This window comes from Leclercia sp. UBA5076 (assembly GCF_002416465.1).
GTDB lineage: Bacteria > Pseudomonadota > Gammaproteobacteria > Enterobacterales > Enterobacteriaceae > Enterobacter.
In genome coordinates this window covers 43,642-57,053 of record NZ_DIAO01000009.1, presented here as the reverse complement: position 1 = coordinate 57,053, position 13,412 = coordinate 43,642, and the positions used below count along the sequence as shown (strand labels likewise).

The 13,412-nt window shown below is 59.5% G+C and carries 11 protein-coding genes; 2 read left to right on the top strand and 9 right to left on the bottom strand.

Translation table 11 applies throughout. The features are described from left to right. Positions 1–75 precede the first annotated feature (75 nt). Complete coding sequence (gene iscR / locus B3X29_RS09490) at positions 76–567, bottom strand: Fe-S cluster assembly transcriptional regulator IscR (RefSeq protein WP_103180723.1); 492 nt, start codon at positions 565–567, stop codon at positions 76–78. 239 nt (positions 568–806) lie between these two features. Further along, positions 807–1,535 carry a tRNA (cytosine(32)/uridine(32)-2'-O)-methyltransferase TrmJ gene (gene trmJ / locus B3X29_RS09485; protein WP_103180724.1) on the bottom strand — a complete coding sequence of 243 codons (729 nt, stop codon included), beginning with the start codon at positions 1,533–1,535 and terminating at the stop codon, positions 807–809. 124 nt (positions 1,536–1,659) lie between these two features. Between trmJ and suhB the strand changes: the two genes are divergently transcribed. Beyond that, positions 1,660–2,466, top strand: a complete 807-nt coding sequence (gene suhB, locus B3X29_RS09480) for an inositol-1-monophosphatase (RefSeq protein WP_103180726.1) — start codon at positions 1,660–1,662, stop codon at positions 2,464–2,466. A gap of 69 nt (positions 2,467–2,535) precedes the next feature. Here suhB and B3X29_RS09475 read toward each other — a convergent pair whose 3' ends face one another. From B3X29_RS09475 to B3X29_RS09465, 3 genes are all read right to left on the bottom strand, one after another. Beyond that, positions 2,536–3,201, bottom strand: coding sequence for a hypothetical protein (locus B3X29_RS09475; RefSeq protein ID WP_159340030.1), 666 nt, complete (start codon positions 3,199–3,201; stop codon positions 2,536–2,538). Between the two features lie 267 nt (positions 3,202–3,468). Continuing rightward, positions 3,469–4,434, bottom strand: coding sequence for a nickel/cobalt transporter (locus tag B3X29_RS09470; protein WP_103180728.1), 966 nt, complete (start codon positions 4,432–4,434; stop codon positions 3,469–3,471). After that, complete coding sequence (locus tag B3X29_RS09465; RefSeq protein ID WP_103180729.1) at positions 4,425–5,063, bottom strand: DUF1007 family protein; 639 nt, start codon at positions 5,061–5,063, stop codon at positions 4,425–4,427. Before B3X29_RS09465 ends, B3X29_RS09470 begins: the two co-directional genes overlap by 10 nt. Before the next feature lie 123 nt (positions 5,064–5,186). On the opposite strand from B3X29_RS09465, the gene csiE reads away from it, so the two are divergent. Further along, positions 5,187–6,464 (top strand): stationary phase inducible protein CsiE, encoded by a 1,278-nt coding sequence (gene csiE / locus B3X29_RS09460; protein ID WP_290527437.1) that lies wholly within the window; start codon positions 5,187–5,189, stop codon positions 6,462–6,464. Here the strand turns inward: csiE and B3X29_RS09455 are convergent. From B3X29_RS09455 to B3X29_RS09440, 4 genes are all read right to left on the bottom strand, one after another. Beyond that, positions 6,461–7,597, bottom strand: coding sequence for a 3-phenylpropionate MFS transporter (locus B3X29_RS09455; protein ID WP_103180731.1), 1,137 nt, complete (start codon positions 7,595–7,597; stop codon positions 6,461–6,463). The two genes, csiE and B3X29_RS09455, sit on opposite strands and share 4 nt — an antisense overlap. 72 nt (positions 7,598–7,669) lie before the next feature. Then, the gene (locus B3X29_RS09450) at positions 7,670–8,512 is read right to left on the bottom strand and encodes an aldose 1-epimerase (protein WP_159340029.1); all 843 of its coding nucleotides are present in this window, start codon (positions 8,510–8,512) and stop codon (positions 7,670–7,672) included. Next, positions 8,512–9,954, bottom strand: a complete 1,443-nt coding sequence (locus tag B3X29_RS09445; RefSeq protein ID WP_290527435.1) for a sugar porter family MFS transporter — start codon at positions 9,952–9,954, stop codon at positions 8,512–8,514. The genes B3X29_RS09450 and B3X29_RS09445 overlap by 1 nt, the downstream gene beginning before the upstream one ends. A gap of 71 nt (positions 9,955–10,025) precedes the next feature. Then, the gene (locus B3X29_RS09440) at positions 10,026–13,301 is read right to left on the bottom strand and encodes a DUF5107 domain-containing protein (RefSeq protein ID WP_159340028.1); all 3,276 of its coding nucleotides are present in this window, start codon (positions 13,299–13,301) and stop codon (positions 10,026–10,028) included. Positions 13,302–13,412: the final 111 nt, after the last annotated feature.

Here is a 13,412-nt window from a genome sequence, read left to right as displayed (position 1 = left end):
GGCAACCGGCTGGATGTACGACCGAGTACACGGGGCGTTACGCCCCGGCCTGATTCTGAAATACTTATCTTTTTATTACGCGCGTAATTTGACGTCGATAGCGTCCTGCGCGCGGGTATTACGATGGGAATCGTGGCTGTGCTGACGGCCTGATACATCCAGAACTTCCTGGTTATTTACCAGCTCACCGAGGGTGATATTGTTCAGGAAACCGGTCAGACGGTCGCTCAGATCGCGCCACAGCGCGTGCGTCAGGCATTTGTCGCCGCCCTGACAGCCGCCTTTACCCTGGCAACGGGTCGCGTCGACGGATTCGTCAACTGCGCTAATCACTTCACCAACCGCAATACTGCCCGCGTCTTTACCTAACAGATAACCACCGCCAGGACCGCGAACGCTGGAAACCAGGCCATTTTTACGCAGTCGGGAAAAAAGCTGTTCCAGATAAGAGAGGGAGATTCCCTGACGTTCAGAAATATCAGCCAATGGAACCGGGCCCGCTTCGGAGTTGAGCGCAACGTCCAGCATCGCGGTCACGGCATAACGCCCTTTAGATGTCAGTCTCATGTCTTACTTAACCTCAAACTCGCCCCTGCCCGGGGTTTTTTATTGTAAAGTGGGGGTATTGCATAGCAGGGCCAAGTCTGACATTCCTGACTAAAATGGTCAACTATTTACTTGACTGATTTAGTCAGGTATTTAACCTTCTGTGCGTTCATCTGTTTTTGCCCGGCGGCGCTTCGCTTGCACGGGCCTACGGGTTTCGTAGGCCGGGTAAGCGCAGCGCCACCCGGCGCCACACCGCACTACTCTTTATTCTTCTGCTCAATCGACGCCAGAATACCGCGCAGGATGTTCAGCTCCTGGCTCTCCGGACGGGCGCGAGTAAAGAGGCGGCGCAGACGGTTCATCACCTGACCCGGATGACCGGCGCGGATAAAGCCGGTGGCGAGCAGGGTCTGCTCCAGATGGCCGTAGAACCGCTCCAGATCGTCCACCAGCGGATAAGGCGTCTCTTCCTGCGCGGCGGGAACATCTTTTTCCTGGGTTGCCAGCCAGGCCATACGCACCTCATAGGCGATGACCTGCACGGCCATGGCCAGGTTCAGCGAGCTGTACTCCGGGTTGGCGGCAATGGCGACATGATAGTGACACTTCTGCAGCTCATCGTTGGTCAGCCCCACGCGCTCACGGCCAAACACCAGCGCCACCGGCGCATGCTGGCCTTCGCTGATGCTTTTCAGCCCGCATTCACGCGGGTCGAGCATCGGCCACGGCAGGGTGCGGGAACGCGCGCTGGTACCCACCACAAGGCTACAACCCGCTAAGGCTTCATCCAGGGTATCGACGATCTGGGCATTGCCTATCACGTCGCTGGCCCCTGCCGCGAGGGCAATGGCCTGGGAGTCGGGTTTGACCAGCGGGTTAACCAGCCAGAGATTGGTTAAGCCCATGGTTTTCATAGCGCGGGCTACGGAGCCCATGTTGCCGGTATGCGATGTTTCGACCAGCACGATTCGGATATTTTGCAGCATAATTTTTCTGAGTATGGAGAATATTCGATGATGTTATCATAAACGGAAGACATATTCCGATCCCGCTGCTATACTCTGCGCCGTTTTCGTTTCCCCGTTCTTTAACATCCAGTGAGAGTAACCGATGCAACATCCTATGTTGACCATCGCCGTGCGCGCAGCGCGCAAGGCGGGTAATGTAATTGCCAAACACTACGAAACACCCGATTCCGTAGAAACCAGCCAGAAAGGCAGCAATGACTTTGTGACCAACGTTGATAAAGCGGCAGAAGCTGTAATTATCGACACCATTCGCAAATCTTACCCGCAGCACACCATCATCACCGAAGAAAGCGGTGAGCATGAGGGCGAAGATCAGGATGTTCAATGGGTTATTGATCCACTGGATGGCACCACCAACTTCGTTAAACGTCTCCCACACTTCGCTGTTTCTATCGCTGTACGCATCAAAGGCCGTACCGAAGTGGCCGTGGTTTACGATCCAATGCGTAACGAACTCTTCACCGCCACCCGCGGTCAGGGCGCACAGCTGAACGGCTACCGTCTGCGCGGCACCAACGCTCGCGACCTCGACGGCACCATCCTGGCGACCGGCTTCCCGTTCAAAGCCAAACAGCACGCCCCTGCGTACATGAAAATTCTGGGCAAACTGTTCACCGAGTGCGCCGACTTCCGCCGTACCGGCTCCGCTGCGCTGGACCTGGCTTATGTTGCCGCTGGCCGCGTTGATGGTTACTTCGAGATTGGCCTCAAGCCGTGGGACTTCGCCGCTGGCGAACTGATCGCGCGTGAAGCGGGTGCGCTGGTGTGTGATTTCACCGGTGGCCACAACTACATGCTGTCTGGCAACATCGTTGCGGGTAACCCACGCGTGGTAAAAGCCATGCTGGCGAACATGCGTGACGAACTGAGCGAAGCGCTGAAGCGTTAATCTCAGCAGGCGGGTGAAGATCTTTCACCCGCCTCTTTTCCTGCCCTGCCCGCCCCAGACAATTAACGATTACTGCAGCCGTGACAGCAGTATACGAATGAAGGTATTGGTGACCATCGCCAGCACCGCCATGCCGTTAAACAGCGCAAAATACCGCCACCCTTTTTGACACCGCGCCTCCCCCAGCCACTGATGCAGCAGACAGGCGATACCGCCCGTCGCCAGTCTGGCTAACAGCACGCCAATCATGGTGGGGACGAATAGCAGCCATCCTGTCAGGATCAAATCATGCTCCCGCGCCCCCAGCAGTAGCCACACGATTTGTGAAGGCATATAGAAGCTCAGCGCGAAAATGAGCGGCAGCCGAATATTGCTCCGGGGACCTTCAGCGCTTTTCCGCCAGCACAAGGCATCGCGAACCAGCAACACACCCAGTACCAGCGTGGCGAAATAGCAGACGTAGTTGAACGCTGCGACAAAGCGCAGCAATACCTCGTGGGAGAGATTCTGCGTAAATCCGATGCGCCAGAAAACAATGACAAAAAAACCGCCCTGCAGGATCCAGCTGCGCACTATCCAGTCAAAGAATTGCCTGGCCGAAGGCTGGTTATGCAGCATCCAGGCGACGAGAGGTATTTTGCTGTAGCCGGGATGCAGAAAAGCCAGCACAAAACCGGCCACCAGCAGCTTGCCGTACATGGCGAGCGGAAGCGTGTCGATGCTGGTTTGCCCCATACCGATAAGAAAATAGAGGGTGGAATAGATGCGGGGGAGATCTTCAGGCCACCAGCTCGCCAGTTCGGGCCAGAAGCAGACGAGCGCCAGGCCGACAGCAGGCCGGACCCGGCGGCTAACCAGAGATTGCGTGTTGAAACAGTAGTATTATGATCGGTCATCGTGACTCCTTGTCATGACCCCAAAGCAAAGCTTGCAAACTAAAACATCCCTGTCGAAGCGACAATCATATCCCGCCATTTTGGGATTTTTGCCCGGCAGGGACGACTAAAACGGCCTCAGCCCTCTGCCCACCGGCACCGCGCTCAGCCACATGATGACCGCCGCCGCCAGCAACACCACACCGCCCGCTAATGCCAGCGTCGTCCATCCGACCTGTCGCCACAGCACCGGCGTTTTATTGCCGCTGAGCCTGACCGCCAGATGGCGAAAGCCGTGCACCAGCAGTGCCAGCGAAGAGATGGTTAACCCCGTTCCCGCCGCCATCGCCAGCGCCGAGGCCACACCCCAGCTGAATACGCCGATCACCTTACTGAACAGCAGCACCATAATGGCCCCGGAACAGGGCCGCATCCCCATCGACAGAATAATCATCAGCCGCGTCCGCCAGTCGTCCGCGCCCTGCATCTGCCCCGGCGTGGGCAGATGTTGATGGCCGCAGCCGCAGTTTGCGTCGTGGACGTGATGCGGGGTAAAGGCTTTGAAGGTCGGTTTGCGCAGCAAGGCGCGCAGTTTTTTCAGCGCCCGCCAGCAGAGCATAATCCCCAGCACGCCCACCAGGGCGTAGCTGCCCTTCTCCAGCCAGAAGCTACTCATGTGCAGATCCCGCGCCGGGAGCCGCAGCAGCATTAATACCCCCACCACCAGGGCGATCGCCACGCCCCCCTGTAATAAAGAGGAGGCCAGGGTTAAGCCGATGCTCGATTTCAGTTTTGAGGGGTGGGTCGCAAGCCAGGTGGTGATAACAATTTTGCCATGTCCCGGCCCCAGCGCGTGCAGCACGCCATAGAGGAAGCTGAAGATCAGCAGTGACCCGCCTGCTGCCGTCGGGTTATCGGCCACCGCTTTCAACAAACCGCTCATCTGCTGGTTGACCTCCCGCTGCCAGAGAATGCTCTGGCGCATCACCTGCGGCCACGCCTGCCATAACCACACGGCTCCCGCCGCCGCCACAACGAGGAACAGCGCCAGCGGCCAGAGATCCCACCCACGTCGCGCGCGCATTACTGACATTGTAAGGTCACCGTCTGGGCAAACTGTTTGCCGAGATTCATATCTTCCGGCGGGGCATCATCTTTATCCAGCGAGCTGGCAAAGTTGAGCGTCTCATCGCTGGGCTCCGGGGTATCGATAGTGAGGGCGCATTGACTTTTCAGGCCGTCAGGCAGCGTCACGTCACTATCCTCTGCATAGCTCATGTCGACGTAATAAGAGGGATCGAAGGTCGAGAAGGTGTACTTTTGTCCGGCCAGCGGCTGGGGCTCCGCCAGCGGCAGGATAAAGGTCAGCACCGCCTGGTGATCAATGCGGCTCATACCGTACTGAGTGGGGCGGTTAAGAAATTTCACCTTCTCCCCGTTATGCCAGAACTCGGTAAAGTAGTGCTGGCCGAGCACGTTGGCCATGACCTCCGCCGCCAGCTTTTTCCAGATTTCATCCCCGGGCTTTGCGTTCCCGGCATCATAAAGCAGATCGGCGGATGTTAGCTCGTCCATTACCCAGCGCATTTTCAGGCCGGTGACCTGCTCATCCTTCACCATGATTTGCGTTTTCAGGGTGATAAAGCTGTGAGGGTGCGCGACGGCGGAAAAAGACAAAACCGCCAAAAAAAGCGCAGTTGCGCTGCGTTTAACTATTTGCATCTCATCCTCACGTCAAAAATTCTGTGATGTTCACCCGCATTCCTGAAGGAAAGCCCGGCATCCCGTGCTATGGCGTACATCCTTTAGCTATTCTTATCAAACACACTCACTGGAACCCGACAGATGATGACGACTCTCGAAATGCCATCTGCACTTTCCAGTTCGCAGCGCCGCTGCCAGGTTCTGTTGATGCTCTATGTGCCAGGCTTTCGCGCCACTGTGCAAAGCATCGGGGAAATCAATGGTGTCGATGATGCCCTCTGCCGGCAGGATATCGACGAGATGCGCATGGAGATCCAGCGCTATCACCAGCTCGACATTGCGACACAGCATGATGGCTGCTACCTGCTGGAAGGTAGCCACCTTAATCAACGCTTATGCCTGCTGCACTGGTTGCGCCGGGCGTTACGCCTCTGCCCCCACTTCATCGCGCAGCAGTTTACCCCATCTCTGAAGATCGCGCTAAAGCAGCTCGGCATCGCCCGCACGTTATATGACGACACTAACCTGCAGGCGCTGGTCAATTTCTGTTCCCGCCGACTGCAACGGCAGTTTGAATGCCGCGATGCGCAGTTTTTACAGCTCTACCTGCAATACTGCCTGCTCCAGCACCATCTGGGCCAGACGCCGCAGTTTACAGTGGTTCAGCGTAACTGGACCCAGTCGCGTAACGAATATCTGATGGCGCAGGAGATTGTACGCCACTGGCAGCGCCGCGTGGTGCAGGTTCCCCACGCGGATGAACAGCTGTTTCTGGCTCTGCTGTTTATGATGTTGCGTACCCCCGATCCGCTGCGCGATGCGCACCAGGAAGATGAACGCCTGCGCCACGCCATTACCCGGATGATCGACCGCTTCCGGGAACAAACGGGGATGCATTTCAGTGACGAGCAGGGACTGACCGCTCAGCTCTATATCCACCTTGCCCAGGCGCTGGACCGCTCGCTGTTTGGCATTGGCATCGACAACAGCCTGCCGGAGGAGATCCACCGCCTCTATCCGCGCCTGATGCGTACCACCCGGGAGGTGCTGTTTGAGCTGGAGTCCGAATTCGGCCTGCGGTTCTCCGAGGAGGAGGCGAGCCTGGTGGCGGTGATCTTTGGCGCCTGGCTGATGCAGGAGACCGATCTGCATGAAAAGCAGGTGGTGTTGCTGACCGGTGAGGATAAAGCGTGCGAGGAGCTGATTGAACAGCAGCTCCGGGAACTGACCCTGCTGCCGCTGAACATTCGCTATGTGACGCTACAGTCTTTTCAGAAGGAGGGTGCCCCGCGCGAAGCGGCCCTGGTGGTCACACCTTACACCACCGCCCTGCCGCTGTTCTCGCCGCCGCTTATCCATGCCGTCGAGGCGTTGAATGCGCAGCAGCAGGAACATATTCGCGCCATGCTGGAAACTTAGCGCACTGCCACGCGCGGACGCAGCAGAACCGCGGGCAGCGCCACCAGCGCCATCACCCAGAAGACCCCGTGACCCAGATGCTGGTAAAGGAAACCGGCAAACACGGTCATGATGGCAATACTGCCCCCCATCGCCACGGCGGAGTAGACCGCCTGCAGGCGGATCACGTCGCTGCCTTCGCGCGCCGCGATATAGCGCATCGCCGCCAGGTGGCACACCGTAAAGGTGCCGCAGTGCAGGATCTGCGCCACAATCAGCCACGGCAGCTCCGTGGTCCAGCCCATCAGACCCCAGCGTACAATCCCGCAGAGGGCCGATAACAGCAGCAGGTCCCGGGCGCTGAAGCGGCGAAACAGCCTGTTGCTGAGAGCAAAGATAATCACTTCCGCTACCACGCCCAGCGACCAGAGATAGCCGACAGCGGAGGCTGAATACCCGGCTCCCTGCCAGTAGATAGCGCTGAAGCCATAGTAGGCGGCATGCGCCCCCTGCAGCAGACAGACGCAGGCCAGAAAACGCCAGCTCTGGGCGACAAGCGATCGCCAGGCGGGCCAGCCTGCGCTCTCCTGCTGACGGCTCTCCCCCTGCGGCATGACTGAAGGACGCAACAGCATACCGAGCAGCATCGACAGGATCCCCACGCTCAGCAGCGCCAGAATCGCGCGATAGTCGTAAAGGCTCACCAGTTTGCCCACCAGCGCCGAGCCAATCACAAAGGCAATCGAGCCCCACAGCCGCACCCGGCCATAGTCCATGGTGATCTGCTTTTGCCAGGTATTGGCGAGCGCGTCGGTCAGCGGAACCAGCGGCGAGAAGAAGAGGTTAAAGCCCACCATCACCACCATCAGCCAGGCAAACTGCTGGCTGACCCAGAAACCGGCCATAAACACCAGGGTGAGCAGCGCCAGCACGCGTACGGCTTTGATTAACAGGGAGGGATCGCTGACGCGCGGCGCAATAAGCAGGCTACCGAGAAAACGTGCCACCAGGCCCGAGCCCAGCAGAAGGCCAATCATCTCCGGCGTAAGGCCAATTCCCTTGAGCCAGACGCTCCAGAAAGGCAGAAAAATACCGTAGCTAAAAAAGTAGGTGAAGTAGCTGAGCGCCAGCCAGCGTGTGGAATGCAAAACCATGAATCCCTCCCGTTTTGGAGGCGATAGTCTGGCGGCAAAAACGGGCTGGCGCAAGGGAGTATTAACAGCGGTTTAACAGTTTCGGCGAGCCTTTTCGACGGCGATTTCCATCGCAAAACGACTGCTCTCTCCCTGGGCTAACGCCACCAGGCCAGGCTGCCCGGCCATATGGTGGGCATTGACCGGATGGCTCTGGGGCTCAAGGCATAAGAACGATTGACCCGACATTCTGAACAGCATCAACCACGGAGTTTGCGCTGTAATTGTGATATTCATCACACCATGATCCAGGGTCGCCACGCCGTTCCAGCCGGAATAGCCGACGTTCAGCCAGCGATCGCCGCCATGGCGTGACGTGCTGAAATCGACATCCGCCGGGATATTGCTCTGCCAGGCTTGCGGTAAATGGTGTGCACCTTCCGGCCAGTAGCCGCTGGCGGAGAAGCGCAGGCGGCTTTGCGCATCAAAACAGAACCACGGGTGAAAGCCCAGGCCGTACAGCATCGGCGCCTGACCAAGATGGGTGAGCGTCAGCTCCGCCCGCAGAACGTTCCCGCGCAGCTGGTAGCGCAGCCCGGCCTGATAATCAAAACCGCACTGATGCTGGCTGCGCAAGGTGAGGACGCACGCCGTGTCGGAATGCGAAGCTATCTGCCAGCGCGACTGCCAGCCATCACCGTGCAGGAAGAAGCGCTCATCAACCGGACTTTGCGGCAACACCACCTCCCGCCCCTGAAACCAGAAGCGATTCCCCGCCACCCGGTTTGCCAGCGGCACCATCGGAAACAGCGCGCTGTCGCCGCCGTCCCATAACACCGGCTGCCCGCAGGTCAGGGAAAAGAGTTCCTGTAACCCGCCGCCCTGCGGGTTGACGCGCATCCGGAGATGCGCGTTTTCAATCAACAGCGTTTCCATTAGTGCACGCGCTCAGCATGATTTGCGGAGGCAACCTTGCCGTGCTGTTTTTCCAGCTGTGCCTCCAGCGCCTCCAGCGTCACGCCTTTGGTCTCCGGCACTTTACGCAGAATGTAGAGATAGCCCGCCGCGCAGATCACCCCGTAGAGCAGGAAGCTCCCCGCCGCACCCAGACCGGCATTGAGCAGCGGGAAGGTGTAGGTTAACAGGAAGCAGGCGATCCACAGCGCCAGCGTGCCCACGGACATCGCCAGGCCGCGCACGCGGTTGGGGAAGATCTCCGACAGCAGCACCCAGGTGACCGGCGCCAGCGTCACGGCGTAGATGGCAATCGCCGCCAGCACCAGCAGCAGCACCGGCCAGCCCATGATGTTCATAGCGTAGGCGCTGGCAATCAGCACGTAGATAATGGTCAAGCCTGAGGCGCCGAGCAGCATCAGCTTGCGGCGGCCAATCTTATCCACCAGCGGCAGCGCGGCGAGGGTAAAGACCAGATTAATGATGCCGGTCTCCACGATCGATTTCAGGGTGTCGTTGATATCAAACCCGGCGGAGGCGAAGATCTCCTGGGCATAGTTGAAGATCACATTGATCCCGCACCACTGCTGGAACATCGCCAGCACGATGCCGATGATGACAATCGGTTTGACCTGCGGTTGCAGGAGCGTGGAGAACGCCACCTTCTGGGTGTCTTTCTCCAGGGTGTGGGCGATCTCTTTTAAGGTCTGACTGGCGTACGCCGGGGTGCCAATACGCTCCAGCATGGCGCGCGCACGCTCTGGCTTGCCCGCCTTCATCAACCAGCGCGGCGATTCCGGGACAAAGAACATCAACACCAGAAACGCCAGGGCGGGAACCAGCTCAGCGCCAAACATCCAGCGCCAGCCGGTCTGCCCGTTCCAGGTCTGAATGATGGCCTCCTGAGTGGCGCCTGCCGCTACCGGCTCGGCAATCATCAGGTTAATCAGCTGTGCGGCCAGCACGCCCACCACGATGGTCAGCTGGTTAATGGCTACGAAGCGACCGCGCTTTTCCGCCGGGCTGACCTCCGCGATGTAGAGCGGACTCAGGGCGGAGGCCAGGCCGATACCGAGGCCGCCGACGATGCGCCAGACCACAAACATATCAAAACTGCCCGCCACCGCCGTGCCCCACGCCGAGGCGCTGAACAGCACCGCCGAGAGGATAAGCGGACGCTTGCGGCCAAATTTATCGGCACACCAGCCGGAGATCAGCGCCCCGAAGATACAGCCCACCAGGGCGGAACTCATCGCCCAGCCGGACTGTGCCGGGTCGGTAATGGAGAACCAGGCTTCATAGAAGGGCTTGGCCCCGCCAATCACCACCCAGTCGTAGCCAAACAGGAGTCCGCCGCAGGCGGCGACCAGACAGATAGTCCAGACGTAGCCCATTTTCAGTTGTGTCTGCGCGCTATTATTCATGTTGATTCCTCTTTAAGGGAAACGCAGGGTACAGAGGGTTAACAGGTGGGTTTCCCCACCTGCGAGGTCAGTTAATGGAAAATGCCCGTGGCCTGCGCATGCTGAAACAGATGCGCTTTGTCATGGGCCGGGTTCAGCGCCAGTAAGTTCCCCAACAGGCGTTTGCAGGCCGCGAGCTCGCCCAGCCCTGCATAGCCCAGCGCCTCAATGAACAGGCAATGCTGCTGGTGCTGATGACCCGCTGGCGTATCCAGTACCACCAGATCCGGGAGCGAAACTGCAAAGAAATCCGCTTCGGGCAGGTCGTCGCGATGGGCCTGCACCCACGCCAGGAATCCCTGGAAGTGGCGCTCCGCCGCGGCGGGATCGCCCAACTGGCGCAGCGCCATTCCCTGCCAGAACAGATAGTCCGCTGGCTGATCGTTGTAGTAGCGTCCGGCATCGAGAGTGGAGCCGCCCTGTGCCGCCCGGGCAAAACAGCGTTGCGCGTCGGCATGTACGCCACTTTGCGCATGGCAGAACCCCAGCAGATACCAGATATCGTTATCGGTTTGCCCCGGCAGACGCCCCTCCCCCAGATTGTGCGGATAGTGCAATGCCGCCTGCAGCAGAGCCATCGCCTCCTGGAATTCCCCGCGGCTTATGTGCTGCAGGGCACGATGCTGCTGGTTCAGCAGATACTGCCCGGTCACTTTGCCTTCCCCCCCTTCCCACGGATGGAACTGCCGCTCCTGAAGTACCTGCGCCGCAGCATCGTAGCGCCCGGAACCGTTCCACAGACTCAGGAGTTCTGCGGTGAGGTCATCGCGCTTCAGCGCCACGCGCTCCCGCTCGGTGAGCATGGCGAGGCGTTTCGCCACCGGCTGCCCGGTGAGCTTATTGAGATAATCAAGCTCAAACAGGAAACGCGGATTGTCCGGCTCCAGGGCCACGGCGCGCTGCAGACACTGCGCCGCCAGCGCCAGGTTGTGCTGTTTATTCCAGGCGTAGATCCCCAGCAGGCGGTGGGCAGGGGCAAACTCCGGCTCCTGCGCCAGCGTGGTCTGCCAGCATTTCACCGCATCGTCATAGCGGCGTTTGCTGTACCAGAAGCAGCCCAGCAGATAGCAGGCATACGGGTCGTCGTGCAGGGTTTGCAGCATTTGCACTTCATCAAGCGCATTCGGGAAACGTACCCGGTTGGCCTCGCAGCGCCGCGCCGCGGCAATATAGCGGGCACGGGTAGCAGGATCGTCGCTTAAGGCGGCCCGCCACAGCTGGGGCAACGTCTCCTGGCTGTCGAGCAGATCCAGCATCTCGCGGGCGGCGTCGCGCATGCCCATCGAGATTAACCAGCCCGCCAGCAGGCAGGCATTGGCCCCTCGACGACCAGTCACCTGCAACAGCTGGTCACAGGCAGCATCATCCCGGCTGATTGCCCAGCGGGCATAGTGCAGGGCGTAGCTCAGAGGATGGGTTTGCAGGCAGCGCTGAATGTAGTCCAGCGCTGCGCCTTCGCCCTGCACCTCTGCCAGCGCGAGGGCTTTCAGCCCCATCGCCAGGTTGTTGCTGGCGTTGGTGCTAAGGCTGATATCAACTTTTTCCAGCGCATCAGCCGCGTTGCCGCGCTTCATCGCCAGCCGCGCCAGGGATAAGAAAGCCGCATCACGGCAGTTTCCGCTCCACGAGGCTTTGTAGTAGTGATCCCATGCGGCGTCGTCCTGCCCCTGCCGCTCCAGGGCCGTCGCCAGCAGCTGGCTGGCTTCGCCGTCGCGGGGGTTTTTATTCAGACGATGGGCGCGAACCAGCGCGGCTTCGGCGCAGCGTTGCGCCAGCGCCCAGTCGGCACGGTTGAGCGCCAGCGTGCCCAGCGCCACGTTATTGCGATAGTCGTTAGCATCCAGCGCCAGCGCCCGGCGATAGTAATCTTCCGCATAGCGGCTGGCATGGTTGTACTGCTCCAGATGCTGCCCGATAAAATAGAGTTCATCGCTGTTGCTGATCTCTTCCGGCATGGCGGGCGCGGTGGCCGGATCCGGCAGCGGCGTCTCCTGCGGGATATGCTCCTGGTAGTGGAGCAGCGTGCGGCCCGAGGCCTCTTTCACCCTCAGCGTTAAGCGCTGCGGCCAGGTATCCGGCAGCGCCTGCTGCCAGCTTTCGCCCGGCATCAGGGTCAGGTGCGTCTCCCAGACCGGTTTTTCGTCGGCGGTCAGCTCGAGCCGCACATCATGCAGCGGTGCGATGGCGTAGAGGCCGAGGTGAAGCTGCTGCTCACGCCGTTCCAGCTTAAGCGCCAGCTGCGTGTTGGCGTTATGCACCTGTCCCAGTTCGCTATAGGGCAGGAAGTTCTGCACGAAGATCTTCTCTTCGTAGGGTGCAAGCCAGGTGAAATCGGGCTGGTTATCGGTAAACACCCCGGTCATCAGCTCGATATAGGGGCCGTTTTCATCGGTCAGATTGCGATCCCAGGCACGGCCAAAATCGTCATGACCCCAGGTCCACTGCTTTTTCCCCGGCGACACATGGTGGTCGGCCACGTGCAGCAAGCCGCCGCGCTCGCCGTGATGGTATGCCCCGACGAAATCGTAGTCCGATTTTTCCGCCATGTAGGAGGTTGGCACCGGCACGTTTTTGTAGCGGGAGATATCCACGCCCGCGGAATAATCGACTTTATAGTAGGTGCCGGTGGCGATCGGGAAGGCAGAGACGGCGCGCTTGCCATGGTCAAATACCGCCGTGACGTCCGGCGGGAAGACGCTCTGGTGATCGTCCCCACCTTTCACCGCCGGATTTGCCCACCACAGGAAGTGGCGCGGCGTGGCGTTGCCGTTGAAGACTTTACCGGCGATCTCAATCAATGCCCGGTCAGGGTAAAGGGTAAATCCGGTCATCACCTGCAGGCCGCGCATCGGCTCGGCCTCGCCCAGCCAGACGGTTTGCGCCCCGTTATCCTGCTCCTGAATGGTGACGTCGACAGGCATAAAGGTGGTTGGGCGGTGGTGCTGCGGCCAGTTAAACTCGATCCCACCGGATATCCACGGCCCCAGCAGCCCCACCAGCGCCGGTTTCACTACTTCGTTGTAGTAGACGAAATCACGCTGCTGGACTTTGTCATACGCGCGATGAATACGTCCCCCCAGCTCCGGCAGCAGCATAATGCGGATGAAGTCGTTTTCCATCCAGACGGCCTGGTAATTACGGGTTTCGCGAACGCCGGTCAGGGTATCGGTCACGCCGTAGGGATAGACCGCGCCAGAGGAGCCCTGATAGACGCGCTTTTCCAGGAACATCGGGTTGGTATCTTCTGCGCCGGTGGTCCACGTCGGTAATGCCACGGTCTCCCGCCAGACCTTCACTGCTCCAGACATATTCACTCTCCAGTAAACAAATAACAGTAAAAAGCGATAAGATGGCAGTGTAGAGAGGAATTCAGCGCGCTGATTGCGTAATGCTCACGCAATATAATTAACGGAGTTTAG

Bases quoted from the DNA above. Each gene is read 5' to 3' on its own strand.
- iscR (WP_103180723.1), bottom strand. From the start codon at position 567: ATGAGACTGACATCTAAAGGGCGTTATGCCGTGACCGCGATGCTGGAC.
- trmJ (WP_103180724.1), bottom strand. From the start codon at position 1,535: ATGCTGCAAAATATCCGAATCGTGCTGGTCGAAACATCGCATACCGGC.
- suhB (WP_103180726.1), top strand. From the start codon at position 1,660: ATGCAACATCCTATGTTGACCATCGCCGTGCGCGCAGCGCGCAAGGCG.
- B3X29_RS09475 (WP_159340030.1), bottom strand. From the start codon at position 3,201: ATGGGGCAAACCAGCATCGACACGCTTCCGCTCGCCATGTACGGCAAG.
- B3X29_RS09470 (WP_103180728.1), bottom strand. From the start codon at position 4,434: ATGTCAGTAATGCGCGCGCGACGTGGGTGGGATCTCTGGCCGCTGGCG.
- B3X29_RS09465 (WP_103180729.1), bottom strand. From the start codon at position 5,063: ATGCAAATAGTTAAACGCAGCGCAACTGCGCTTTTTTTGGCGGTTTTG.
- csiE (WP_290527437.1), top strand. From the start codon at position 5,187: ATGATGACGACTCTCGAAATGCCATCTGCACTTTCCAGTTCGCAGCGC.
- B3X29_RS09455 (WP_103180731.1), bottom strand. From the start codon at position 7,597: ATGGTTTTGCATTCCACACGCTGGCTGGCGCTCAGCTACTTCACCTAC.
- B3X29_RS09450 (WP_159340029.1), bottom strand. From the start codon at position 8,512: ATGGAAACGCTGTTGATTGAAAACGCGCATCTCCGGATGCGCGTCAAC.
- B3X29_RS09445 (WP_290527435.1), bottom strand. From the start codon at position 9,954: ATGAATAATAGCGCGCAGACACAACTGAAAATGGGCTACGTCTGGACT.
- B3X29_RS09440 (WP_159340028.1), bottom strand. From the start codon at position 13,301: ATGTCTGGAGCAGTGAAGGTCTGGCGGGAGACCGTGGCATTACCGACG.